This is a genomic window from Microbacterium phyllosphaerae (genome assembly GCF_050628115.1).
In the GTDB taxonomy this organism is placed as follows: domain Bacteria; phylum Actinomycetota; class Actinomycetes; order Actinomycetales; family Microbacteriaceae; genus Microbacterium; species Microbacterium phyllosphaerae_A.
The window spans coordinates 868,192-890,510 of record NZ_CP192502.1; the positions used below are offsets into that span (position 1 = coordinate 868,192).

Below are 22,319 nucleotides of genomic sequence, written 5' to 3' on the forward strand. Positions count from 1 at the left end.
GGCGGACGCGGGCCTGCGCCGGCTCGTGCTCAGCGCGGGAGCGTGAGGATCTCGGCTCCGTCTTCCGTGATCGCGATCGTGTGCTCGGTGTGGGCGGTACGGCAGCCGGTCGCGCTGCGCAGAGTCCAGCCGTCGTCGTCGGTGATCAGCTCGTCGGTGTCGGCCATGACCCACGGCTCGAGGGCGAGCAGCAGGCCGGGGCGCAGCTTGTAGCCACGACCGGGGCGTCCGTCGTTCGCGACGTGCGGATCCTGGTGCATGGTCGAGCCGATGCCGTGGCCGCCGAACTCGAGGTTGATCGGGTATCCCGCGTTGCTGAGCACCGTGCCGATCGCGTGCGAGAGGTCGCCGATGCGGGCACCAGGGCGGGCGACGGCGATGGCTGCGGCGAGCGCGCGCTCGGTCACCTCGATCATCGCGAGATCCTCGGGTGCCCCAGCGGTGCCGACCACGAAGCTGATGGCGGCATCGGCCGAGATCCCGCGCAGCGTGACGGCGAGGTCGAGCGTGAGCAGGTCGCCCTCGGCGAGGGAGTAGTCGTACGGCATCCCGTGCAGCACCGCGTCGTTCACGGCGGTGCAGACGTAGTGGCCGAAGGGTCCGCGGCCGAACGACGGGGCGTAGTCGACGTAGCAGGATTCAGCGCCGGCATCCTCGATCATCTGCTTGGTCCAGCGGTCGAGGTCGAGCAGATTCACGCCGACCCTCGTGCGCTCTTTCAGCGACTGCAGGATGCTGCCGACGAGCGCCCCGGCATCCCTCGCCCTGGCCAGTTCGTCGCTGGTGAGGATCTCGATCATGGTGCTCTCCGCATCCGCTTCGCTGTCGTTCCAATAACTATCCCGGTAATACTATCCCGGTATTAGAATCGGCACATGATGGTTCGGATGCCCCTCACTCCTGCCGAGGTCGAACGCGGAGAGCGTCTCGGCGCGGTGCTGCGGCGAGCGCGTGGCGAGCGGTCGATGCTGAGCGTCGCACTCGACGCCGGAGTCTCGCCCGAGACTCTGCGCAAGATCGAGTCGGGTCGCGTCGCGACGCCCGCGTTCTCGACGATCGCGGCGATCGCGGGCGTGCTGCACCTCTCGCTCGATTCGGTGTGGGCGGAGATCGAGCCGCCGGTGCGCACGATCGGGCGAGTGCAGGTCGCGTCCTGAGATGGCGCATGCACTGATCACGGGCAGTTCGCGCGGCATCGGTCGCGCTGTCGCCCAGGCGTTCGCGCGCCGAGGCGATCGGGTCGTCGTGCACTACGGCCGGGATCGCGCTGCGGCAGAGCAGACGCTCGCCTCGCTCGAGGGCTCGGGGCATGCTCTCGTGGGCGGCGACTTGGGGGATCCCGCTGAGGCGCAGCGGGTGGTCGACGACGCCATCGCCGCCCTGGGCTCGCTCGACATCCTGGTGAACAATGCGGCTGTCGCACCGAGCGCGGCGAACGAGCATCGGGTCGATTCGACGTCGTTCGCCGAATGGCAGGCCGCGTGGTCTGCGATGGTCTCGGTGAACCTGCTCGGAGCGTCGAACGTGACGATGCTGGTGGCGCAGCACATGATCGAGCGCGGTGCGGGCGGGGCGATCGTCAACGTCGGCTCGCGCGGTGCGTTCCGCGGCGAGGCCGATCACCCCGCGTATGCCGCGACGAAGGCGGGGCTGCAGGCGTTCGGCCAGTCGATGGCCCTGGCCCTCGCCCCTCACGGCATCTCGGTCACGTCGGTCGCACCGGGAATGGTCTCGACCGAGCGCCAGTCGGCGAAGCTCGACGGCGAGCAGGGCGACGGCATCCGCGGGCAGAGTCCGTTCGGTCGCGTGGGCACGCCCGAAGAGGTGGCGGATGCCGTCGCCTACCTCACCTCGCCCACCGCCACGTGGGCGTCGGGCACGGTGCTCGACCTCAACGGGGCCTCGTACTTCCGCTGAGCTTCGGGTTCCGTCTCGTCGCGGGAATCACCCTCGGGAGGAGAACTGCGCCTGGGGAGGAGACTTTCCGCGAATCCCTCCTCCCGAGAGGCAGTTCCCCTCCCGGGTGGCGAGCTCGCTCCGGGAACCCGGGTTCGCGTCCTAGGCGCGCAGCACCGAGTCCAACAGCCCCGGGAAGAGCGCGTCCAGTTCATCGCGGCGGAGCGTCAGCATCCGCCGCCGTCCGTTGGGCTCGTTCCGGATGACGCCCGCCTCGCGCAGCACCTTCATGAAATGCGACTTGGTCGACTTGGGGAGGTTCGGGTCGGTCGCGTGACAGGCGGCCATGTCGAGCGGACCGTCGGCGAGCTGTCGAGCGATGGCCAGACGCTCGGGGTCGCTGAGCGCGAAGAGCACGTCGGTGAGCTGGATCTCGGAACGCTCCGGATGCGGAAGGTCGCCTGGCATGGTTCGAGAATAGTTGAACAATCGCAGGATGGCGAGTACGCTCCGATAGTTCGATGATTCTCGAACCCAACTCGTTCGAGACCTTTCAGTCCCGACCCCACACCTGCGGGAGCACAGATGACCACCACGTCACCGATCGCCACCACCGCGTCGACGGCGCCGCCGATCCGCCGCCCGCGCTTCGGCTTCGCGCTGGCGATCGTCACGCAGATCGCGATGATGATGGGCGCGAGCGCGCCGTCGCCGTTCTACCCGGTGCTCGCGGCCGAGATCGGGTTCGACGCGATCGTCATCAGCGCGGTCTTCGCCGTCTACGCGATCGCCCTGCTGCTCGCACTGCTCACCGCCGGGTCGCTCTCCGACCACGTCGGACGCCGTCCCGTCGCGATCGGCGGACTCCTGCTGCTCGCCGCGAGCATGCTGTTGTTCTGGCATGCCGACACCGTCGCGACGCTCATGCTCGCGCGCATCCTGCAGGGCGCCGCGAGTGGCGTGCTCATCGCCGCGCTCTCGGCCGCGGCGCTCGACCTCGCTCCGGGCGGACGCTCGAGGGTCGCCGCCCTGTGGAACGCCCTCAGCCCCGGCATCGGCCTCGCTCTCGGCGCGCTGATCTCGGGCATCGCTCTCGACCTGACCGGCCAGCCGCTGCTCGACGTGTTCGCACCGCTGACCGTCGTCTACATCGCGCTCGCCGCGCTCTTCTTCCTCGCGCCCGAGACCGCACCGCTTCGACCGGGAGCACTGGCGTCGCTGAGCTTCCGCCTGTCGGTGCCGGCCGGCATCCGCTCGGACTTCTGGCGAGGCGCGCCCGCGATCATCGCCGGATGGGCGACCGGTGGACTCTTCCTCTCTCTCGGCGCGAATATCGTGCGCACCGAGCTCGGCGGAGAGGCGCACGTCTGGCAGGGGCTCGCGGTCGCGATGCTCGCAGGAGTCGGGGCGATCACCGCCTTCGCGTTCCGAAACCGCAAGCCTCGCACGTCCGTGATCTTCGGCACCGCGGCGCTCGCGACCGGAACCGCCCTCTCGCTCTGGGCGCTCTCGGCCGGGTCGCTCCCCTTCTACCTCGCCGCGACCGCGATCACCGGCATGGGATTCGGCACCGCCTTCTCGGGGGTCGTCGCCTCGCTCGCCCCGCGCATCCCCGCGACCGATCGCGCCGACACGTTCGCCGTGATCTACCTGCTCGCCTACCTTGCGTTCGGCGTGCCGGCAGTGGTCGCCGGAACGCTGGTCGGGGTGTTCGGGCTCGGAGTCGTGTGCGTCGGATACGGGGTGGTCGTCATCGTGCTCGCGCTCGTCGCGTTGGTGCTGCGGGTGCGCCGGGCGGAGTAGGCGTCGATCGCGGGATGCCGGATGCTGTCGCGACCTACCGCTTCGCGGCTGCGTGCGCTTCCGAAGTAGATTCGCGCTTCACAAGTCCGGATTCCCTGATTCCGGACTTGTGAAGCGCACATTGACTTGGAAAGCGCACGGATTCCCGTTGATCCAGAATTGTGCGGTGATGCTGAAGTAGCGCGCCAACCGCAGCGCCGTGTCAGCTGTGATCCGGCGCTTTCCGAGGACGATCTCGTTGATCCGTCGCGGAATTGCCTGGGCTCAACGCCGGATGCCGGATGCCGGATGCCCGACCGCGGACGGCCCCGCGACCTACGGCTCCGCGAGCAGCTCCCGCAGCCGCGCGGCCTCAGCCTCGGGCATCCCATATCCGTGCTCGGGCGCGGGGTAGACACCGTCACGCACCTCGTCGGCATAGGCCTGGACTCCGGCGACCGACACTCCCCACACATCGGCATAGCGCTTGACGAACTTGGCGGCGCCGCCGGCGTAGATGCCGAGCAGGTCGTGGAAGACGAGCACCTGGCCGTCGGCATCCGCTCCGGCTCCGATGCCGATCAGCGGAATGCGCAGCAGGGGCGCGAGGGCCGCGGTGACCTCCGACGGCACGGCTTCGATGACGATCACCGAGACTCCGGCATCCTGCAGCGCGAGGGCGTCGTCGATCACGGCGAGGGCTGCGTCGGCCGTGCGTCCCTGGGCACGGTATCCGCCGAGGGAGGTCGCGGTCTGCGGGGTCAGTCCGACGTGTCCGACCACGGGGATGCCGGCATTCACCAGCGCGCGGGCACGGTCGACCGTCGTGCCGCCGCGCTCGATCTTGATGAGGTCGACGCCCGCCTCCTTGATGAAGCGCTGCGCGGTGGCGAGGGCGAGCTCGTCCGATGCCTCGTACGATCCGAAGGGCAGGTCGCCGACGAGCAGCGGCTTCTCGAGTCCGCGCCGCACAGCCTTCGTGAGCATGAGCATCTCGTCGATCGTGACGGGCACCGTGCTGTCGTAGCCGAGCACGGTCATCGCGGCCGAGTCGCCGACGAGCACCATGTCGACGCCGGCCTCCTCGACGATCTGCGCGCTCGGGAAGTCGTATGCGGTGACCATGACGATGGGTTCGCCGGCCCGCTTCTTCGCGGCCAGATCGCCCAGGTTCAGACGCTTGGTCGGGGCGGCGTGGGCGCTCATGCGGTCGCCACCAGTTCTCCGACGGCGTCGTCGACGCGGACGATAGCGTTCGACCGATCGACGTGCACCACGACGGGTTCGTAGTCGACGAGGTCTTCCGGTGAGTAGTCGGCGTAGGAGATGACGATGATCGTGTCGCCGGTGTGCACGAGGCGGGCGGCGGCACCGTTGACCTGGATGACACCGGATCCGCGTTCGCCGACCAGCGTGTACGTCTCGAAGCGGGCGCCGTTGTCGACGTCGACGACGTGCACCTGCTCGTGCGGCAGGATGTCGGCGGCCTCGAGCAGATCGGGGTCGACCGTGATCGAGCCGACGTAGTGCAGGTCGCTGCCGGTGACGGTCGCGCGGTGGATCTTCGACTTCAGCATGGTGCGTCGCATCAGGCGTCGCCCTTTCCGTCGGTGGTGGGGTGCGTCTCGGGTCTCGAGCCGGACTCGGCCCCTCTGAGCAGATGGTTGTCGATCAGTCGGGCGGCGCCCACGCGGGCGGCGATGAGCAGCAGGGCATCTCGTTCGACGACCGTCACGGGTCGCAGGGTCTCGGCATCCCGGAGTTCCAGGTACTCGACGGCGATTCCCGCTTCGGCGAGAACAGCCTCTGCTGCGGACAGGATGCTGTCCCCCGATCGGTGCGCCGCATCGGCGGCGTCGAGGGCGCGGTTGAGCGCGGTCGCCTGGGTGCGAGCATCCGCGTCGAGGTAGACGTTGCGTGAGCTCATGGCGAGTCCGTCGGGTTCGCGCACGATGGGGCAGGCCTCGATGCGCACGTCGATGTTCAGGTCGCGCACGACCCGGCGGACGACGAGCACCTGCTGTGCATCCTTCTGGCCGAAGTAGGCGACGTCGGGCTGCACGATGCCGAACAGCTTGGTGACGACGGTGGCGACGCCGTCGAAGTGGTGGGGTCCTCGGCTCGCACCATCGAGCACTTCGGTGATGCCCGCGACGTGGATGTTCGTTGCGAAGCCGTCGGGGTAGATCTCGGCAGGCTCGGGTGCGAACAGGATGTCGACGCCCGCGGATTCGGCGAGCGCAGCGTCGCGGGCCTCGTCGCGCGGGTAGGTGCTGAGGTCTTCGTTCGCGGCGAACTGGGTCGGGTTGACGAAGAGCGAGACGACGACGAGGTCGTTCTGCTCGCGTGCGGCGCGCATGAGCGAGAGATGCCCCTCATGGAAGGCACCCATGGTGGGGACGAGTCCGATGGATCGGTCCGCCGCCTTGGCGTCGCGGACCGCGGCTCGCACCTCGGCGATCGTGCGCAGGATTCTCATACCCGGGGCTCCTCGGGGGTGGCCGCGTGATCGGCGGTGGTCGCATCTGGAGCGCGCCCGGCGATAGCGCGGGTGGCGGTGGCGAGGGCGTCGAAGAGGTACTCGTACTCGGCGGATGCTGCGCGCTGCCGCGCCACGGTGGCCTCGTCGCCGCGAACGATGGGTCCGGTGAGAGCGGATGCTGCGCCGGATGCCGCCCAGTTGTCGACCGTCTGCCGCACGAGTGGTGCGAGGTGGGTGCGGTCGACGCCCGCGTCCTTCGCGAGTTCTTCGGCCGCGTCGAGCACGGTGAGCACGAAGTTCGAGGCGAACGATGCGGCGGCGTGATACTCCGCGCGGTGGGAGTCATCGACGCGGAAGGGGTTCGCGCCGAGCGCCCGCGCGAGCTGCTCGGCCACCTCGAGCAGTTCGGGTGTGCGGCCGTCGATGGCGACGCCGATTCCGCGGAAGACCTCGGACGTCTCGGTTCCCGTAAAGGTCTGCAGCGGGTGGAGGCTGAAGTCGACGTCGGCGAGAGGCGTCGCACCCGAGACGTGGGCGATGAGCCGCGCGTGCGGTCGAACGGCGAACGCCACGGCGGGGATGGCGGAATCGGGAACGCAGAGCAGTGCGATGTCGGCATCCGCGGCCCGGTCTTCGCGGCGCAGGGGCCCGATAACGACGAAGCCGGCTGCCCGCAGGGCCCGTGCGAGTACACCGCCGAGACGGCCGGCGCCGACGATGGCGATGGTCGTTTCAGGGGCGAGAGCAGGGGTGCTGTGCATGTCGATTCCCCGGCCGAGACGGTCGGCACGGATGGGATGAGTATCCGCCCGAGACGGGGTGCGCGCAAAATCTGAGAGCAGAGTGCACAGCTAAACAGGCTCGGAACCACTCTCATTGCGCAATCAGCCCCAAATCTACAGTGCATAGCGCTCTCGCGCGAATCCAGCCGAAAGCGCGCACCGGGCCACTTCTCTCATCGCAGAGGTGATCGTTCCATAGTCGTCCCTTGCCGAGAGCAGCCCCATGCGCTCGACGATCCGTCCAGCCCCGCCGTCATCTCTCGCTCCCCGCAGGCCTTCCCACAGTGCCCCTTCACGGTCGAGGTCCACGCGCACGTCCGATTCGGCGAACGCTCGGGAACCCTCGACCACGAGTCCCGGAAGGTCGTCGACGTGCACTGCCGTCCCATCCGCGATCGCCAGCAGCGCCACCGCCTCCTCGGCCCGAGATCGAGTGGACCGAAGATCGCGCCATTCGTCTTCCGTGGCCGTGATCATCGCAGCGATCGTCCCCATAGTGAGCGGAGAGGCGACAATCAACTTGCGGGCGAGAGCGGTCGCGACCACTCTCCCCTTGAATCGACGGATCAGCTTCGCGCGCCTCGCAAACGAAACCAGCGCTTCGCGTCGGGAATGCATCTCGTCGGGCGTCCCGTTCCACCCGAGCGAGCGCACGAGTCGATCACCATCAGCATCCGGCACCCAACCACTCGTCGCGTCCTGCACGATCCCGACCGTGCCGAGCAGATCGATAAATCGGGCGAGAGGTGCGAGCACCGACTCCGCATCGCCGAAGTCCGGGTCCGCCGGCCGCAGCAGGTCGGTGCCATCGATGTGCGCGAGCAGAGCCAGTCGTCGCGCGGGCGTCACCGCCGACGCGAGCGTCGCAATCGGCGAGGGGGACGGCAGACGAGGATCGTCGAACCACAGATCACTGTCATCGAAGAACGGCTGCACCACCCCGTGTCGACGCAGAAGTTCGCGATTGACATCGTCCTCACGGAACGGCGCCTGGTCGGTCAGCCATCCGGGCGACAGAGCATCGGCCGGAGTACCAGACAGCGCCGCATTGGACGAGAGGGAAGAGACCGACAGCCACGGCGTCCCCATCGGCGGAGCCTCGATGGTGCGGATGACCACCACCGGGTCGTGAGGGAGGCCAGGAATCTCGTCGGCTCTGAGCGTCGAGGGCCACGGATACGCGTAGGCCTCATCATGGTGGCAGTGGTCGCTGCCGTCGTACTCAGAACTCTCGTGAGGCTCGAGCCCGACGCTCAGCCGATATGCCTCGACGATCCAGTCCTGCGGAGATCCGGTCGGCAGGTCGATCGCCCGATCGAGCTCGGGATGCTCGTCGACCGTGAGCTCGACGCGCATGAAGGTGGGCATTCGGACAGGGATCTGAATCGTCATGTGAGCGAGGCTACGAACCCGCCCAGACACCGGAGGGCCCTCAGCGCGTGCACTGTGGAGCAGACAACATGGAAGGTCAGTGTGGAGAAGAAGTCGAGACCTCTCTTCACGCCTTCGGGTCGCTCACGACAGGTCAGCGCTTGACGATCCAGGCGCACCCCAGTGGACTAGATGGATGATGTCGACACCTGCTCCCGGCGAGGTCCCCGTAGAGCTCGTCATCATGCCGGAATGGGCGAGCTCGCAACGGGTGGTAGGCATATTCTCTCCCCGTCTGTCGAGAGACCTTCGGGCACGTATCCGCGCGTGGAACGACGAGTGGAAGTTCACGCTCAACCCACAGAAGACGATCCGCTGGCCTGACCCCGAGATAGGGCACCTCTGGATAGAGGAAGGGAACGCTCTCGTCGAGGCGATCCAGGCAGAGCTCGGGTCGAGGTTCCACGTCGTCGGCGGGTTCTCTGTGTACGCCCCGGAGCCCTGACCCCGCATCGACCGCTGGCCGGAAGGACAGAACCCGGGGCACACTCGAAAGGCTCCCCACCGCCGCTCACGAGCGACACGAACGGCAGCCCCCCGCATCCGCCGTACCCTTAACTGTTCTGCCCCATCCCCGGGCACATTCTCTGGAGCATCCCCATGTCTGCAACTGCGGTCGACGATCGTGCCCGCTATCGGGCGAATCCCACCGTCCTCCAAGCGCTGAAGAGTCCGCGGATGCTGACGCGCGAGGTGCTCGCAGGTCTGGTCGTGGGGCTCGCGCTGATTCCCGAGGCGATCGCGTTCTCGGTGATCGCGGGCGTCGACCCGAAGGTGGGGCTGTTCTCGTCGTTCATCATGGCGGTGTCGATCGCGTTCCTCGGTGGGCGTCCGGCGATGGTGACCGCGGCGACCGGAGCCGTTGCGCTCGTGATCGCACCGGTCGCGCCGACGTATGGGATGGACTACTTCATCGCGACGGTGATTCTCGCGGGTGTCTTCCAGGTGATCCTCGGGGTGCTGGGCGTCGCGAAGCTGATGCGATTCATCCCCCGCAGCGTCATGGTCGGGTTCGTGAACGCGCTGGCGATCTTCGTGTTCAGCTCGCAGTTCCCGCAGCTGATCGATAAGCCGTGGATGGTGTATCCGCTGGTCGCGCTGGGAATCGTCGTGATGATCGTGATGCCGAAGATCACCAAGGTCGTGCCGGCGCCGCTCGTGTCGGTGATCATCGTGACGGCCGTGGTGCTGACGTTCGCGATCGCCGTGCCGACCGTCGGCGATCAGGGCGAGCTGCCCAAGAGCCTGCCCGAACTGTTCATCCCGAACGTGCCGCTGACGTGGGAGACGTTCACGATCATCGCGCCGTTCGCGCTCGGAGTCGCGCTGGTCGGACTCATGGAGTCGCTGCTCACCGCGAAGCTCGTCGACGAGATCACCGACACCCACTCGAACAAGACGCGGGAGTCGTGGGCTCAGGGCGTGGCGAACATGCTCTCCGGAATCTTCGGCGGCATGGGCGGATGCGCGGTGATCGGCCAGACGATGATCGGCGTCAAGGCCTCGGGCGCCCGCACGCGCATCTCGACGTTCTGCGCCGGCATCTTCCTGTTCCTGCTGGTCGTCGTGTTCGGCGACTTCGTCAGCACGATCCCCATGGCCGCCCTCGTCGCGGTGATGATCATGGTCGCGATCGGAGCCTTCGACTGGCACAGCGTCAAGCCGTCGACCCTCAAGCGGATGCCGAAGAGCGAGACGTTCGTGATGGTTTCTACCGTCGTCTTGGTCTTGCTGACGCACAACCTCGCGATCGGCGTTGTTGGTGGGGTGCTGGTCGCGTCAGTGCTGTTCGTGCGGAGGGTCGCGCACTTCGTGTCGGTGTCTCGGACTGTTTCTGGTGCCGGGGATTCCGTCACGTATGTCGTGAACGGGGAGCTGTTCTTCGCGTCGAGCAACGACCTGACGACGCTGTTCTCGTACTCGGACGATCCGGACTCTGTCGTCGTCGATCTGACTGGATCGCACATCTGGGATGCGTCGACCGTCGCCGCACTGGACGCGATCGAGACGAAGTACACCGCACTCGGGAAGAGCGTCGAGATCATCGGGATGAACGAGAGCAGTCAGCGGATGCGGGGACGACTGACCGGCGGGTTCGAGTAGGCCCAGCGCACGTCGGCTCCATCCGACATCGATAGCCTGAACGCATGACGCCCGCTCCCACGATCTTTCGAGTCGGCGTCACCGCCGACGCGCTCGCATGCCCGATAGCCGAGGCCGCCTGAGATGGCCATGACGACGCCGACATCCGATACCTCCGCCGCATCCCGCCCCAGAAAGCTTCTCCTTCTCCTCCTTGCGATTCCGCTCGTCTTCTTGATGGCGCCGATCGCGCTCATGCTGATCGCTTCTCCAGTCGTGGCGGTGTGGGTGGGGCTGTATTCACTCTTGGGTCTCGCTCTTCCCGACGAGATCGATTCACTGATTCCCCTCGGCCCGCTCGGCGATGTCTTCGGCGGGCTCCTCGGACCTCTCCTGAACGCGCTTGTCCTCGGAGCAACTATCGTGATCGCGACGTCGCAGGGCCGACATGCCCGCGCCGAGTTGAAAGCAGCAACCGACCGGTTTCAGACGGAGCAAAAGCAGAACGCGGATGACGCGAAGTTCGGCCGCGCGAACGGTGTCGTCGCCTGGATCGCTGAGACGCAGCGCGATCGGGCTGGGAAGTCGCACCTCGGTGTGATCGTCACGAACAGCTCCGGCTCGTTGGTTCGCAATCTGGACATCGTCGTGACGCTGAAGTCACCCTCGCTGGCGAATGAACTCGAGTTGCGCAACCGCGAAACCGTCGTGCCGCCCGGCAGCTGGTTCCTGCAGCTCGATAGAGAACGGGCCGAGCGAGACGAGGCCGCCGAGAACGTCGATGGCGGATGGCCAGCGCCCGTGCCGGTCGACGCCTCCGGCCACTTCCGGGTCACGCTCCCGGCTGGAGACAACGGCGGCGGCGACGACGGGGTATACACGCTGCGCGTGCATCCGCCAGAGCAGGACGAAGACGGTTCACCGCTGCCGTACTACGAGGTTCACGAGATGCAGTTCGAGCTTGCCGGCGAGGGATGGAAGCGGGACAAGAACGGCACTCTTTCACTGAAGGAGCGGGAGGAGGAGTGGAATAGACGATTCGCTGCCTTCGCTGCGGCCCCGAAACCCCCGGTGCAAGGTCCCAAACAGGTTCATCACAAGAACCCCATCGTGCAGGAGCGTATTCGCCGCCTCGCTGCCGTGATGGCGGGGCGCCAGGCAGACGAGATGCTGCAGAACCGCCGCTACCCGCTCAGCGAGCCGTTCAAGAGGGCGGGCCTCACTGAGCTCCGCGTGACCACCGGAGGCCAAGCGATCAGCTTCTATTCCGACCCCGGCCAAGCCAACAACAAAGGCGTGATCTGGTTCGCCGGCCGTGGTGCGGACGAAGTGATCCCGACGACCTTGGTGTTCACCGGGGCGTGGGCTTCGGGGACTCCGGCCACGTCGTTGAATCCGCTTCGCAAGGAACTGCAGCCCTACAGCGAACAGCCTGAAGAGTTGGCGCGAGTACTCGTCGAGAGGATCGACGGCTATCGGAAAGTGACCGAGGCTCGGTTCACCGGTTGAGAGGCGGGGTGTGCCCGGCGACGCCACGGCCGCATCCGCGTTCGAGCATCCTCTGCGGTTACGCTCGAACGCACACCTCCGTTCCGGAAGGCCCCATCCATGCCTCTCTCACCTGAACAGCTCGACCGGGCTGTCGGCTCGGTCATCGGCTCGGCTGCGGGCGATGCGCTCGGATCTCAGTACGAGTTCGGCCCGGCACTCGACAACTCGGTGACGCCCGAGTTCGGCATCGGAGTCTTCGGCCACGGCGTCGGAGAGTGGACGGATGACACGAGCATGGCCATGCCGATCCTCGACGTGCTCGCTCGAGGCGGTCGGCTCGACGACGCCGCCGCTCGCGAGGAGGTCGTCGGCCGGTGGATCGGCTGGGCCCAGACCGCGAAGGATGTCGGGGCGCAGACCCGCTCGGTGCTCACCCGCATCCCGGCAGCCTTCAGCGAAGCCGATGCGCTGACGGCATCACGGGCTGAGCACGACCGCGCGGGGCGCAGCGGTGGCAACGGTGCGCTCATGCGCACCGGACCGATCGCGCTCGGCTATCTCGACCGTCCCGCAGCGGAACTCGCCGCAGCCGCTGAAGCGATCTCGCGACTCACTCATTGGGAGCAGGACAGTGCTTCGGCGTGCATCCTGTGGTCGTCGGCGATCCGACATGCGATCCTCACCGGTGAGCTCGACGTGCGGGGCCAGCTGTCGCTGCTGCCCACGGAGGAAGCCGCTCGATGGAGCGCTCTGATCGATGAGGCGCTCGCCCCCGGGGCGCATCCGCGGGACTTCATGGCGCAGAACGGATGGGTCGTGCGGGCGTTCCAAGGCGCTCTCGCTGCGGTTGCCGGTGCCGCATCGCTGCCGGACGCCGTCGAGCGCGCGGTGCGCGGTGGGGCCGACACCGACACTGTCGCCGCGATCGCCGGGGCTCTGGCCGGGGCGGTCTGGGGCGGGGCTGCGGTGCCCGCAGAGTGGATGCGGGTGCTGCACGGATGGCCGGGATACGACTCGACAGATCTGCGGCGAGCGGTGGAGGCGGCAGTCGGCTGACCCGCGATCTCGCCGTCGGCGTGCGCCGTCTATGCGTTCGCGTCCGAGGCTCAATTGCGGTTCGAGATCTCAGCTCGTGACTACGACCAGCATGCCGGTCTCGTCGCGCGCCCAGCTGAGGTTCGAGCTGTCGCGGAACCTCATTCCGGCGATCGTGCGCTTCTTCGACTTGGTCACGGGTCGGATCTCCTCGTCGAAAGAGCGGAGTCGCGACGCGAACTCCCAGGCGTAGGCTTCGGCGCTCTCTTCGAGGTAGTACGCGCCCGGCGGCAGGATCGTCAGCTCGATCGGGCGTCGCTCGGCCCCACTGGCACCGGTCACTCGCACCGTGACGTCGTAGATCGCCTGCTCGGACGAGTTCACGACCACGGCGCCGTACGCCTTCGCTTCATCGTCGACGATGCGCGACGCTACCCACGCGAAGACCTGACTGGCCTGACTCTGTCTCTCGCGAGCGGCGGTGCTCTCATCGCGTTTCGCTTCGACCGCGAACAACCGGCTGGCATGTTTGGCACCGAGGATCGCCGCGATGAGCGCGCCGATAGCGGTGAGGGCGGTGATGACGTCTGCGAGGGATCCGAGTTGCACGGGATGACCGTACCCAGTCGTTCGTCGGGCGTCGTCCCGGACGCGCCGCCGGGGAGGAGCAGTACACCGGCATCCATCGACGGGTGGGTCCGGCTCACGTCGCCGTCAGCCGATGGCTGCCTGGATCTGCCCTGCGAGCTTCTCGACGGCCTTCTTGTTCTTCACGCCGTCCATGAGTGCCGGCGGGCGATTGTGGTGCACATCGAGCGACAGGTGCACGTCAGAGCCGGATGCCGCGGGCGTCGTGATCGCGCGTCCGAGAAGCTCCCAGTTGAACAGCGTCTTCTTGGTCTGGAAGTCGATCGTGGTGCCGTCGGGCGCCTGGCCCAGGATCTTGGCCTTGTTGTCGGTGAGAACCCTCTGCACGGCAGCCGCCGTGGTCGTGGCGTCGGCGTTCGAGTGGAAAGTGGTGGTTGCAGCAGAAGACATAGTGATCCCCCTCAGGTCATGGTGCGTGCTTCACCCTAGCGAAGGTCTCCGGCGCACGACGCGGGGCGGAACCTTCAGTCGAGGAACTCGAACTCGAGCTCAATATCCGGATCGATGCTCGCAACAATGGCGGCGTAGAAATCCCGAGCCTGATCCTTCAGGAGCTCCTTCTCGCTCGCCAGGTATTCGTCCTGCGCGGCACTGTTGACCAGGTTGCTGACCATGTCAAGAGTGTCGATCTCTGGAGTAGTCCAGCTGAGGATTCCATTGCTCTCGACCGCGAGTTCATACGCAGGGTCTTCCAGCCCGATGAAGATGAACTTCGGAATCGTCACCAGGTAGGAGTCGTCACCAGTCCGCTCGAAAACGACATCCCCTCCCTCGATACCGAGCTTCGCGTTGAAGGAATAGCGGATGAACACGGCGCGCTCACTGCCAGGTATCCCCATTCCGAACAGCGTGCCGTTCTCCTTCTTCTCATCGATGCCCTCGATGCCGAGGCCGACAAGCACGACCTGTTCTTCGGGTGTCACCGACTTGATGACTTGCGTGCTGTGCTGCTCCGACTGAACACCGAAGATCGACGCGACAGGAATCAGATTCGTCGTTGCGGCGACGGCCACACCGATCCCGCAGACGACCAGAAGAAGGAAGGGCCAGAGCAGCACTCTCGCCTTGAAGAATCGCCTCATGAATCGGTCGTCAGCGCAGCGGTCTGAACATCTTCGCTCTCAAGGGAGCCAGCATCTTCGTCAGCCTCGTGCGCGCCGTTTTCGCTGGCCGTGACCTTTTTTCCACGCTTGAAGAGGCCCGTCACGGCACCGGCTGCAGCGCCACCGACCATTTTCGCCGCGCCACCCGCGGCCTTCGCCGCAGTCCCCGCTGCGCCACTGACGCTCTTCGCCGCCCCGCCCGACACTGCACCAACGGTCGCCGCGGCCCCCTTCACCGCAGTGAGCGCTCGCGCTTCGTCTGGGACGCCGTCTCCATCGATGTCTACGCTCCTGAACACGTCGGTCGAGTCGACGATGCGCCCCCAGACACTTTCACCGAAGTCCTTGGCGGACTCCGAGGCGGCTCGCATCGCGAGAACCGCCTTGGATGGGTCCGGGATGCCGTCACCGTCAGCATCTGTGAGTTCGAGCCACTCAGGCCAGTTCTCAGCGGGATCTGAGAATCCTGCGCGGCAGGACTTCACCACACCACTTCCGAAGTAGAAGCTGGTGGCGCCACCAGCCACAGCTCCGATAACGGGAATGGCCTTGGAACTGATCTTGACCGCGCCCATCACCGACCCCTGAGCGATCGCCTGTCGTGCGAGCACCATTGTGACCGGAACGAGCGCGGAATCCGGCAGTTGCTGCGCCAGGAGGTCTCCCCATTTTGGGGTCGCGCCCGACAGCGCACCGCCGGCAAGGGCCCGAGCGCCGGTGACTGTCGCTCCCGCGGGAAGCGCGCTGAGCACGATCTCAGACACGCGACTGCGGCGCTTCTCGCCGAGCAGCGCCCCGAGAACAATCACCTTCGCGCGCTCGGGGTCATCGATCGGGATGCCTCGAAGCTCTGCCATGCAGAGAGCGAAGAGCGCAGTGGTCTCATAGAAGAAGATGAGATCAGCGACGCCGAGACCGATCGCGATGGGAACACCCACGGCCGGGATGGTAGCGGAGGCTCCGACTGCGGCACTCGCCGCCGTTGTTGTCGCCACGTACTGAGACTCGATCGTCTTCATGACTTGTGCGGGTGTTGCGTCAGGTTTCTTCCGGCGCACTTCCTTGATGTACGCCGTCACCACAGGGCGCTGAACTGCGATCGCCTTGAACACCCTGTCTTGAAAGTCGTCTGGCAACGCCGACGAGGCAGTCGCCACCTTCGCGGCATCGGTCTTCACAATGTCACCGCTCTGCGCCATTCGCGTCCCCAGTCAGGCCAACCCATCAGTGCGGGCTAAGTGCATTCATTTGCATTCGTACTCGAATGCTAGTGGGTGCCGAGGGCGTCGTCGCGAACACGGTAACGACCGAGCACTTCGTGCGATCCACACTCGGCGAGGAGCTCTTCGGTATGCCTCCGCTCAGAGCGACGGTTCAGTAGGCCGGGCGCGAGCGCTAGCGGCATCCGTGCGCGCGACGGTCGATCGGTGACAGTTGAGCATCGATAGGCTGACCGCGTGAGCACCGGAAGCAAGGCCCTCGATCGGCCCGTCCATCAGTGGTTGTCCGATATAGCCGCCGGGAGACTGCATCTTCCAAGTTTTCAGCGCGGAGAAGCTTGGGACCGCCGTCGTATCGAATCGATGCTGCGTACGATCATCCGCGATCTTCCCCTCGGAATCACGCTCGTACTCGATGTAGGCGAGAAGGAGCAGTTCCACTCTCGGCCGCTCGTCACTGCTCCTGACACAACTACGAAAGTCACCGAGCATTTGCTCGACGGGCAGCAACGACTCACCGCACTGTGGCGCTCGTTGAAAGACAACTACGAGGACCGCAAGTTCTTCGTCCATCACCCGTTGCTCGACGAAGACCCACAGAACGACGATGACGAAGTCGACGTGTGGTCCTACACGACCTGGAAGAAGAAGTCGGGACAGCTCATGCCGCGCTGGACGGAAGATCCGGCGCAGTGCGCGCGTCGAGGGCTCGTGCCCGTGCGCCTGCTGGATCCGGCGTCCGAAGCAGACGCCTCGGAATGGGTGGAGGCCGCAACCGCTCATCTCAAGCCGACTTTGAGACCCGACTCGGACGCGCAGCAGATCTTTGCCGCGATGGAGGCTTATGAGGCGCGTCGGCGCTTCCTCAAGGAAGATGTGATCTCGCCGCTGCGTGAGACGGTCAAGCACTATCGCCTGCCCTACCTCAACCTGCCGGCGAGTACGCCGAAGTCAGTCGCCCTCGAGGTGTTCATCAACATGAACACCAACGCGAAGCCGCTTCGTCCGTTCGACATCGTCGTGGCGGAGGTGGAGAACGCTACCGACGCTCGTCTCCAAGAGATGATCGATACGTTTGTCTCGCAACATCCGCACGTCTCCGCCTTCGGCGCGGTGTCCGATCTGCTGCTGCAGACAGTGGCGCTACATCAAGACCTACCCCCGAATAAGACCGGCTACTACAGCCTGGATGCACACCGACTGGTCGCGGAGTGGGATCTCGCGCTTCAGGGCCTACTAGACGCGGTGGAGCTCCTCTCCCAGATGCGCATCTGGGATGCCGAACGGCTACCGACCGCTGTAGCCGTACCCGTCGTCGCAGCCATGCTGATCCGCGCCCCGAAGCTCGGCGATGCCCGTGGACTCGTCGAACACGTCAGTAAGAAGTATCTGTGGACCGCATTCTTCACCGGCAGGTACGACGGTGCGGCTGCTACCCGCGCCCACGCCGACGCGAAACCGCTACTCGCCTTCGCCGCGAGCCCGTCACCTGGAGCGCTGTCACGGTTGGATTCGACCGTCCCCGTACTGGACCGCGAGGTGTACCCCCTCCCTGGCGCTCGCGCATTGCAGGCAGCCGGGTGGCCGAGCGGGCGGAGCAGCCTGGCGAGGGCGATTCTCGCCACGTTCAACTACTTCGGAGCGCGCGACTTCGCCGACGACTCCATGCTCAGTGTGAAGAACGTACGCACACGCGAGTACCACCACCTTTTCCCTGCGAAGCTGCTCAACGACGCGGACATCGACCCGAACCTCGCCCTGAACTGTGCGCTCATCACCTGGCGGACCAACCGCACTATCGGTCGTCTCGATCCGATCGCCTATCTAGCCGCGCGGGCAGAAGCCGCGCCCAGCCCTGAGTCAATCGAAGTCAGGCTTCGGAGCCACGTGATCCCGGTGCCTGTACTTCGCGACGCAGGCCCGTATTCCGCTGACGCCACTGGAGCCGACCTCCAGGCCGAGGTCGGCCCGGACTTCACGGGCTTCGTCGAGCGGCGAGCGGAAGCCGTGTCCCGCGCGATGAAGCAGCTCTGCGAGGGGAAGACGCCGGAGCTGAGCGAGGTGTTGGGCTAAAGACCATCGGTGCGGGAGACGGGTATCTCGTCATGCACTGATGATCCGCGGGAACGGCCACGCTACCGCGACCGCAGTCGCTCCCGATCATCACGGGATCACGATGACCTTGCCCGCGATCGGCCCCTCCGCAGCCTCCGCGTGCAGCGCCTGAAGCTCGGTCAGCGGAATGCGACGACTGACCTCCAGGGTGAGCACTCCGCTGTCGACAAGCGACACGAGCTCGGCAAGCTTCTTGGCATCACTCCGAACGAACACGACCACAGACGTCACCCCACGGTCAGCGTCATCCGGCGCCGACATCCAGGCGGTGGTGCTCACCACGACTCCCCCGTCGCGCACGAGTCGTACTAGGGCGGTGAACTCGTCCGGCTCGATGGGAGCCAGGTTGAGCAGGAGGTCGACCTGCTCGGTGACGGCATCCAGGACTTCGGTCGCGGTGCGGTCGATAATCTCGTCGGCACCCGCCGCACGCACGGCGTCCGCACTCCGCGGGCTGGCCGTCGCGATAACGTAAGCACCCGCACGCTTCGCCAGGGCGATCGCGTACTTGCCGACGACTCCGCCGGCGCCGACGATGAGCACGCGCTGCCCTGCCTTGAGACCGCCGTCGTCGAAGAGAGCTTGATGCGCGGTCAGCGCGACCGAGGGGAACGCTGCGGCGTCTGAGAGCGGCACGCTGGTCGGTGCCGCGACGAGCGCATCCGCCGGGGCGATGACGTACTCCGCTGCTCCGCCGTCGGTCGCCATCGGCAGAAAGGCGATCACCGCGTCGCCCACCGCGAAGCCGTCGACTCCGTCACCCAGAGCGTCGACCGTGCCTGAGACGTCGTAGCCCGGGATGTGTGGAAGCACCAGCGGGATCGGCAGGAATCCCGCCCGCATGCCGTTATCGGCGGCGCTGAACGCGGATGCTGCGACGCGCAGCCGCACTTGTCCGGCACCCGGGCTGGGCCGGTCGATCTCATAGTACTGCAAAACCTCGGGGCCGCCCACTTCGTGGAACCGTACTACCTTCATGATCTTTCTTCTCGTCATGTGCTTCGAATTCGAAGCAATAATCTGAAGGTAGCACTGCTTCGAATTCGAAGCAACACGTATACTGGATCCATGAGCACACGACCCCCTCAGCTCTCCCCGACGGAGCTCGCGGCCTACTTCGCCTTCACCGAGGTGAGCAGCCTGTTGCGGCATGCGGTCGAGAAGCAGCTGCGCGACGTCGGCAAGCTCAGCTACGTGCAGTTCCAGCTGCTCGCGCGGCTCGGCGACGCCCCGGACGGTTCGCAGCGGATGACGGATCTTGCGGATGGCGTCGTGTACAGCCGGAGTGGGCTGACCTATCAGGCGCAGTCGTTGGCTGAACGCCGGCTCGTCACGCGTGGGCCATCACCCGAGGATGAGCGCAGCACCATCGTCACGATCACGGACGAAGGGCGGGATCTGCTGGCGAAGGTGTTCCCGGGGCACATCGAAGCGGTGAAGACGCAGCTGTTCGAGTCGCTCGGCGCGGAAGACGTGGATATGCTTGCTCGGGTGATGATGCAGGTCAGCGGGCATTTGCGGGCGGAACCGCCGCGGAGCGCGGCTCCGAGAAGTCGGGTCACGAAGCCCCAATAGCGTTGGCTTGAGCGCAGCCCGACGCCGACGGCCGACGACGGCGTCCGCGTCCGCGTCCGCGTCCGCGGATCGCGAGCACCTCGGCGAGCGATCGCCCGAACACGAGCTCGGCGACGCGCGCCTCAAGGTCGGACCTGACCTGGACGACGATCGCGCTCTGAGTCATCCATCGGCCACCGCTCTGCCTGAGATCCAGACCCGGGAGCACCTCCGCTTCCGGCAGCTCGGGGCGGCCGGCGGCGGCGCGAGCAGCAGCCCCGAGCATCCCGACGAGCCACGCTTCGCCGAGCACGTGTGGACGGATCGACGCGCGCGGACCACCTGGATCGACGAACACCTGCAGCATGGTGTCTTCGCGTCGCACCGTCCAGGCACCGCCGCGGTACATGAAGGTGCAGGCGATGTCGGCCTGCAGGGTGACCTCGGCACCGTAGCTCTCGATGGCCTCGATGCATTCGGCGCTCAGCAGCTTCGCCGCGACCTCCCGCTCACGGCGACGCAGCTCGGTGGTGTACTTCTCCCGCGCGATCGGCGCATACTCCGCTTCGAGTTCGTATCGATGTGCACGAGCTCCCTGCGCGAGACGGTCGAACAGCCATGCGGGATCGATCTGAACGAAGTACCGGAAGTAGATATCGACCGGCCCATGATCCAGCGCGCCGTCAGCTGTCAGCATCCGCACGCCGTGATCGACGGACCACACGGCGGCGACCTCGCCAGCGACGACGACGACGACGACCCATGACCAGCCTTCCGCCCGGATCTCGGGCGAGCTCTTCTCGAGGGCAGCGCTGAGCATCGTGCCGGACGGAACGGACAGCGTTCTCGCGGGCGAGACGGCGTCATCGCCCATGGCCACGCTGTCTCGATCGACTCGGAGTTCGATAGCGGTCGGTGGCATGGGATGAGCCTCGAGCGAGTCCGTCAGGCGCCGCTCTTCGGCCGGCACGAGGCCGAGGGCCCCGTCGCATTCCGGATACTGAGATCAGGATCGCCTGCGGATGCTCGTCGACCGCGGTCGCCACGCTGACGGCGCTGGCGTCGCCTGCGGCGGAGGCGCCGGGGGTGAGGTCGTGTGGGTCGCGGGGAACTATGAGCCGAGCGAGACGAACGCGCTCCCCTCGTTCGCTGAGCGAGCCCCGCGCACGATCGGCAGCGCGCATCCCTCGACTGACCATCGAGGGATTCGCCGACCTGCCGTTGAACAAGGCGACGACCTACCGAGCGTCCTCGACTGCATCTCTCGGGATCATAAAGACCTTGCCCGCGATCCGCCCTTCAGCCGGCTCAGCGTGCAGCGCCGTAGGCTCGGTCAGCGGTATCCGCCGCGTCACCTCGAGCGTCAGCACTCTGCTGTTGACCAGCGACACCAGCTCCCGCAGCTTCTCGGCGTTACTCACCACGAACACGACTACTGACCGCTCGCCACGATCTGCGTCGTCCGGCGCCGCCATCCGAGCGGTCGTGCTCACCACGGTGCAAGCGGAAGGAACCTCACGACACACCTGCAGCGGTCTGATCTGAGCCGGCGCTCACGGTACGCTAGGGCGGAAAGGCCCAGTCGGGTACCTGCGTAGCCGAAGGAGCGCCCGATGGTCTTGCCCCGCATCGTGAGCCTCTTCTCGGGTGCCGGAGGACTCGATCTTGGCTTTAATTTAGAGGGCTACGAAATCGCCTTTGCCGTCGACAGGATGGCGGCCGCGGTGCGCACGCATAAACGTAACTTCCCGGCGACCAGGTCAGTTGCAGCGGACATTACGATCCGGAACGAGGCGTCCGGCAGTCTCGCCGTCCTGGACGAGATTGCGAAGGCGCTGACGGACGGCGAGGCCATCGGCATCATCGGAGGGCCCCCGTGTCAGGGATTTTCACGCGCGAATTCGAACTCTCGCGCTGATGACCCTCGGAATCAGATGCCAACCTTTTACCTTGAAATCGTCGAGGCGCTGCAAGCGCGCTATGACGTGCAGTTCGTGCTCTTCGAGAACGTCATGGGTATCCGCGATGCAAAGCACTCGGCGACCTTCCGAGGCATCCTGGCTCGGTTCGAGGAATTGAAACTCGCGGCGGGTGTCGCCGATCACTCGGCTCTCGACTATGGCGTGCCCCAGACACGCAACCGCGTGATCATCTCAGGGTTCAAGAACGAGGTAGCCGCTAGAGCCTTCAAGCCGAAGACGATCTCTCGCGAGGAAGTCGACTTGACCGTTCGCGGCGCTATTGGTCATCTGCCGCAGCCAGTCTTCTTCTCACGAAGCCTCTCGGCGGACGACATCCCGACACATCCGAACCATTGGACGATGACTCCCCGGTCCAAGCGATTCAATGGCGAGACCGCTGGCCCCGCGCCCACCAGGAGCTTCCGACGTCTGTCGTGGGACAAGCCAAGTCCCACGGTGGCCTACGGACATCGCGAGATTCATGTTCATCCGGACGGAGCGCGTCGGCTCAGCATCTATGAGGCGATGCTCCTGCAGGGCTTCCCGAGGTCATTCGTCCTCGAAGGCACTCTCTCACAGCAGGTGGAGCAGGTCTCGAACGCTGTGCCGCCGCCCGTGGCTCGTTCGCTCGCGGCGGCCGCCTCGACTGCACTGACCGAGTCGGCGAGCGCTACCCAGACGGTCACAGCGTAGCCAGCTCAGCCGCTATGTACGTCCAATGTCGGCCGTCATCCCTA

24 protein-coding genes and 1 pseudogene are annotated in these 22,319 nt (G+C 66.1%); 10 read left to right on the plus strand and 15 right to left on the minus strand.

Annotation, left to right across the window (positions count from 1 at the left end; all coding sequences use genetic code 11):
* Positions 1–29: 29 nt before the first annotated feature.
* On the minus strand, positions 30–800 hold the full coding sequence (map, locus tag ACQ4LY_RS03900) for a type I methionyl aminopeptidase (protein WP_431074667.1): 771 nt from the start codon (positions 798–800) through the stop codon (positions 30–32).
* Positions 801–878: 78 nt separating this feature from the next.
* Between map and ACQ4LY_RS03905 the strand changes: the two genes are divergently transcribed.
* On the plus strand, positions 879–1,157 hold the full coding sequence (locus ACQ4LY_RS03905) for a helix-turn-helix domain-containing protein (RefSeq protein WP_431075745.1): 279 nt from the start codon (positions 879–881) through the stop codon (positions 1,155–1,157).
* Between the two features lies 1 nt (position 1,158).
* Entirely contained in the window at positions 1,159–1,917 is a 759-nt protein-coding gene (locus ACQ4LY_RS03910; protein WP_431074668.1) for an SDR family NAD(P)-dependent oxidoreductase, read from the plus strand.
* 141 nt (positions 1,918–2,058) lie between these two features.
* On the opposite strand, the gene ACQ4LY_RS03915 is transcribed toward ACQ4LY_RS03910, so the two are convergent.
* Positions 2,059–2,364: an ArsR/SmtB family transcription factor gene (locus ACQ4LY_RS03915; protein WP_431074669.1), complete on the minus strand. Its 306-nt coding sequence runs from the start codon at positions 2,362–2,364 to the stop codon at positions 2,059–2,061.
* 117 nt (positions 2,365–2,481) lie between these two features.
* Here ACQ4LY_RS03915 and ACQ4LY_RS03920 point away from each other — a divergent pair, with 117 nt between their 5' ends.
* Entirely contained in the window at positions 2,482–3,699 is a 1,218-nt protein-coding gene (locus ACQ4LY_RS03920; RefSeq protein WP_431074670.1) for an MFS transporter, read from the plus strand.
* Between the two features lie 147 nt (positions 3,700–3,846).
* Here ACQ4LY_RS03920 and ACQ4LY_RS03925 read toward each other — a convergent pair.
* From ACQ4LY_RS03925 to ACQ4LY_RS03950, 6 genes and pseudogenes are all read right to left on the minus strand, one after another.
* Positions 3,847–3,951: pseudogene (locus ACQ4LY_RS03925) on the minus strand (helix-turn-helix transcriptional regulator); the annotation flags it as partial.
* A 63-nt stretch (positions 3,952–4,014) separates the two neighbouring features.
* The gene (gene panB, locus ACQ4LY_RS03930; protein ID WP_431074671.1) at positions 4,015–4,884 is read right to left on the minus strand and encodes a 3-methyl-2-oxobutanoate hydroxymethyltransferase; all 870 of its coding nucleotides are present in this window, start codon (positions 4,882–4,884) and stop codon (positions 4,015–4,017) included.
* Positions 4,881–5,267: an aspartate 1-decarboxylase gene (panD, locus tag ACQ4LY_RS03935; RefSeq protein WP_431074672.1), complete on the minus strand. Its 387-nt coding sequence runs from the start codon at positions 5,265–5,267 to the stop codon at positions 4,881–4,883. Before panD ends, panB begins: the two co-directional genes overlap by 4 nt.
* Positions 5,267–6,157: a pantoate--beta-alanine ligase gene (panC, locus tag ACQ4LY_RS03940; protein WP_431074673.1), complete on the minus strand. Its 891-nt coding sequence runs from the start codon at positions 6,155–6,157 to the stop codon at positions 5,267–5,269. Before panC ends, panD begins: the two co-directional genes overlap by 1 nt.
* Positions 6,154–6,921 carry a Rossmann-like and DUF2520 domain-containing protein gene (locus ACQ4LY_RS03945; protein ID WP_431074674.1) on the minus strand — a complete coding sequence of 256 codons (768 nt, stop codon included), beginning with the start codon at positions 6,919–6,921 and terminating at the stop codon, positions 6,154–6,156. Before ACQ4LY_RS03945 ends, panC begins: the two co-directional genes overlap by 4 nt.
* 135 nt (positions 6,922–7,056) lie before the next feature.
* Positions 7,057–8,334, minus strand: a complete 1,278-nt coding sequence (locus ACQ4LY_RS03950) for a hypothetical protein (protein ID WP_431074675.1) — start codon at positions 8,332–8,334, stop codon at positions 7,057–7,059.
* 178 nt (positions 8,335–8,512) lie between these two features.
* Here ACQ4LY_RS03950 and ACQ4LY_RS03955 point away from each other — a divergent pair, with 178 nt between their 5' ends.
* The 4 genes from ACQ4LY_RS03955 to ACQ4LY_RS03970 all read left to right on the plus strand — a co-directional run bounded on the left by ACQ4LY_RS03955 (position 8,513) and on the right by ACQ4LY_RS03970 (position 13,002).
* Positions 8,513–8,818, plus strand: a complete 306-nt coding sequence (locus ACQ4LY_RS03955) for a hypothetical protein (protein WP_431074676.1) — start codon at positions 8,513–8,515, stop codon at positions 8,816–8,818.
* A 155-nt stretch (positions 8,819–8,973) separates the two neighbouring features.
* Entirely contained in the window at positions 8,974–10,476 is a 1,503-nt protein-coding gene (locus ACQ4LY_RS03960; protein WP_431074677.1) for a SulP family inorganic anion transporter, read from the plus strand.
* A 123-nt stretch (positions 10,477–10,599) separates the two neighbouring features.
* Positions 10,600–11,964 (plus strand): hypothetical protein, encoded by a 1,365-nt coding sequence (locus ACQ4LY_RS03965; RefSeq protein ID WP_431074678.1) that lies wholly within the window; start codon positions 10,600–10,602, stop codon positions 11,962–11,964.
* A 99-nt stretch (positions 11,965–12,063) separates the two neighbouring features.
* Positions 12,064–13,002 carry an ADP-ribosylglycohydrolase family protein gene (locus ACQ4LY_RS03970; protein ID WP_431074679.1) on the plus strand — a complete coding sequence of 313 codons (939 nt, stop codon included), beginning with the start codon at positions 12,064–12,066 and terminating at the stop codon, positions 13,000–13,002.
* A gap of 69 nt (positions 13,003–13,071) precedes the next feature.
* On the opposite strand, the gene ACQ4LY_RS03975 is transcribed toward ACQ4LY_RS03970, so the two are convergent.
* From ACQ4LY_RS03975 to ACQ4LY_RS03990, 4 genes are all read right to left on the minus strand, one after another.
* A complete protein-coding gene (locus ACQ4LY_RS03975) occupies positions 13,072–13,590 on the minus strand; it encodes a hypothetical protein (RefSeq protein ID WP_431074680.1) in 519 nt (172 codons plus the stop codon).
* A gap of 105 nt (positions 13,591–13,695) precedes the next feature.
* The gene (locus ACQ4LY_RS03980) at positions 13,696–14,019 is read right to left on the minus strand and encodes a hypothetical protein (protein WP_431074681.1); all 324 of its coding nucleotides are present in this window, start codon (positions 14,017–14,019) and stop codon (positions 13,696–13,698) included.
* 74 nt (positions 14,020–14,093) lie between these two features.
* Positions 14,094–14,711: a hypothetical protein gene (locus tag ACQ4LY_RS03985; RefSeq protein ID WP_431074682.1), complete on the minus strand. Its 618-nt coding sequence runs from the start codon at positions 14,709–14,711 to the stop codon at positions 14,094–14,096.
* Positions 14,708–15,910 carry a hypothetical protein gene (locus ACQ4LY_RS03990; RefSeq protein ID WP_431074683.1) on the minus strand — a complete coding sequence of 401 codons (1,203 nt, stop codon included), beginning with the start codon at positions 15,908–15,910 and terminating at the stop codon, positions 14,708–14,710. The genes ACQ4LY_RS03985 and ACQ4LY_RS03990 overlap by 4 nt, the downstream gene beginning before the upstream one ends.
* Before the next feature lie 279 nt (positions 15,911–16,189).
* Here ACQ4LY_RS03990 and ACQ4LY_RS03995 point away from each other — a divergent pair, with 279 nt between their 5' ends.
* Positions 16,190–18,025 (plus strand): GmrSD restriction endonuclease domain-containing protein, encoded by a 1,836-nt coding sequence (locus ACQ4LY_RS03995; RefSeq protein WP_431074684.1) that lies wholly within the window; start codon positions 16,190–16,192, stop codon positions 18,023–18,025.
* A 90-nt stretch (positions 18,026–18,115) separates the two neighbouring features.
* On the opposite strand, the gene ACQ4LY_RS04000 is transcribed toward ACQ4LY_RS03995, so the two are convergent.
* Entirely contained in the window at positions 18,116–19,045 is a 930-nt protein-coding gene (locus ACQ4LY_RS04000) for an NADP-dependent oxidoreductase (protein WP_431074685.1), read from the minus strand.
* Between the two features lie 90 nt (positions 19,046–19,135).
* On the opposite strand from ACQ4LY_RS04000, the gene ACQ4LY_RS04005 reads away from it, so the two are divergent.
* Positions 19,136–19,642: a MarR family winged helix-turn-helix transcriptional regulator gene (locus tag ACQ4LY_RS04005; RefSeq protein ID WP_431074686.1), complete on the plus strand. Its 507-nt coding sequence runs from the start codon at positions 19,136–19,138 to the stop codon at positions 19,640–19,642.
* Here the strand turns inward: ACQ4LY_RS04005 and ACQ4LY_RS04010 are convergent.
* Positions 19,626–20,543 carry a hypothetical protein gene (locus ACQ4LY_RS04010; RefSeq protein ID WP_431074688.1) on the minus strand — a complete coding sequence of 306 codons (918 nt, stop codon included), beginning with the start codon at positions 20,541–20,543 and terminating at the stop codon, positions 19,626–19,628. The genes ACQ4LY_RS04005 and ACQ4LY_RS04010 overlap by 17 nt on opposite strands.
* Before the next feature lie 316 nt (positions 20,544–20,859).
* Positions 20,860–21,117 carry a hypothetical protein gene (locus tag ACQ4LY_RS04015; RefSeq protein WP_431074689.1) on the minus strand — a complete coding sequence of 86 codons (258 nt, stop codon included), beginning with the start codon at positions 21,115–21,117 and terminating at the stop codon, positions 20,860–20,862.
* Between the two features lie 117 nt (positions 21,118–21,234).
* Between ACQ4LY_RS04015 and ACQ4LY_RS04020 the strand changes: the two genes are divergently transcribed.
* Positions 21,235–22,275: a DNA cytosine methyltransferase gene (locus ACQ4LY_RS04020; RefSeq protein WP_431074691.1), complete on the plus strand. Its 1,041-nt coding sequence runs from the start codon at positions 21,235–21,237 to the stop codon at positions 22,273–22,275.
* Positions 22,276–22,319 lie beyond the last annotated feature (44 nt).

Excerpts from the sequence above, each read along its gene's own strand:
- map (WP_431074667.1), bottom strand. The coding sequence starts at position 800 with ATGATCGAGATCCTCACCAGCGACGAACTGGCCAGGGCGAGGGATGCC.
- ACQ4LY_RS03905 (WP_431075745.1), top strand. The coding sequence starts at position 879 with ATGGTTCGGATGCCCCTCACTCCTGCCGAGGTCGAACGCGGAGAGCGT.
- ACQ4LY_RS03910 (WP_431074668.1), top strand. The coding sequence starts at position 1,159 with ATGGCGCATGCACTGATCACGGGCAGTTCGCGCGGCATCGGTCGCGCT.
- ACQ4LY_RS03915 (WP_431074669.1), bottom strand. The coding sequence starts at position 2,364 with ATGCCAGGCGACCTTCCGCATCCGGAGCGTTCCGAGATCCAGCTCACC.
- ACQ4LY_RS03920 (WP_431074670.1), top strand. The coding sequence starts at position 2,482 with ATGACCACCACGTCACCGATCGCCACCACCGCGTCGACGGCGCCGCCG.
- panB (WP_431074671.1), bottom strand. The coding sequence starts at position 4,884 with ATGAGCGCCCACGCCGCCCCGACCAAGCGTCTGAACCTGGGCGATCTG.
- panD (WP_431074672.1), bottom strand. The coding sequence starts at position 5,267 with ATGCGACGCACCATGCTGAAGTCGAAGATCCACCGCGCGACCGTCACC.
- panC (WP_431074673.1), bottom strand. The coding sequence starts at position 6,157 with ATGAGAATCCTGCGCACGATCGCCGAGGTGCGAGCCGCGGTCCGCGAC.
- ACQ4LY_RS03945 (WP_431074674.1), bottom strand. The coding sequence starts at position 6,921 with ATGCACAGCACCCCTGCTCTCGCCCCTGAAACGACCATCGCCATCGTC.
- ACQ4LY_RS03950 (WP_431074675.1), bottom strand. The coding sequence starts at position 8,334 with ATGACGATTCAGATCCCTGTCCGAATGCCCACCTTCATGCGCGTCGAG.
- ACQ4LY_RS03955 (WP_431074676.1), top strand. The coding sequence starts at position 8,513 with ATGTCGACACCTGCTCCCGGCGAGGTCCCCGTAGAGCTCGTCATCATG.
- ACQ4LY_RS03960 (WP_431074677.1), top strand. The coding sequence starts at position 8,974 with ATGTCTGCAACTGCGGTCGACGATCGTGCCCGCTATCGGGCGAATCCC.
- ACQ4LY_RS03965 (WP_431074678.1), top strand. The coding sequence starts at position 10,600 with ATGGCCATGACGACGCCGACATCCGATACCTCCGCCGCATCCCGCCCC.
- ACQ4LY_RS03970 (WP_431074679.1), top strand. The coding sequence starts at position 12,064 with ATGCCTCTCTCACCTGAACAGCTCGACCGGGCTGTCGGCTCGGTCATC.
- ACQ4LY_RS03980 (WP_431074681.1), bottom strand. The coding sequence starts at position 14,019 with ATGTCTTCTGCTGCAACCACCACTTTCCACTCGAACGCCGACGCCACG.
- ACQ4LY_RS03985 (WP_431074682.1), bottom strand. The coding sequence starts at position 14,711 with ATGAGGCGATTCTTCAAGGCGAGAGTGCTGCTCTGGCCCTTCCTTCTT.
- ACQ4LY_RS04000 (WP_431074685.1), bottom strand. The coding sequence starts at position 19,045 with ATGAAGGTAGTACGGTTCCACGAAGTGGGCGGCCCCGAGGTTTTGCAG.
- ACQ4LY_RS04005 (WP_431074686.1), top strand. The coding sequence starts at position 19,136 with ATGAGCACACGACCCCCTCAGCTCTCCCCGACGGAGCTCGCGGCCTAC.
- ACQ4LY_RS04010 (WP_431074688.1), bottom strand. The coding sequence starts at position 20,543 with ATGCCACCGACCGCTATCGAACTCCGAGTCGATCGAGACAGCGTGGCC.
- ACQ4LY_RS04020 (WP_431074691.1), top strand. The coding sequence starts at position 21,235 with ATGGTCTTGCCCCGCATCGTGAGCCTCTTCTCGGGTGCCGGAGGACTC.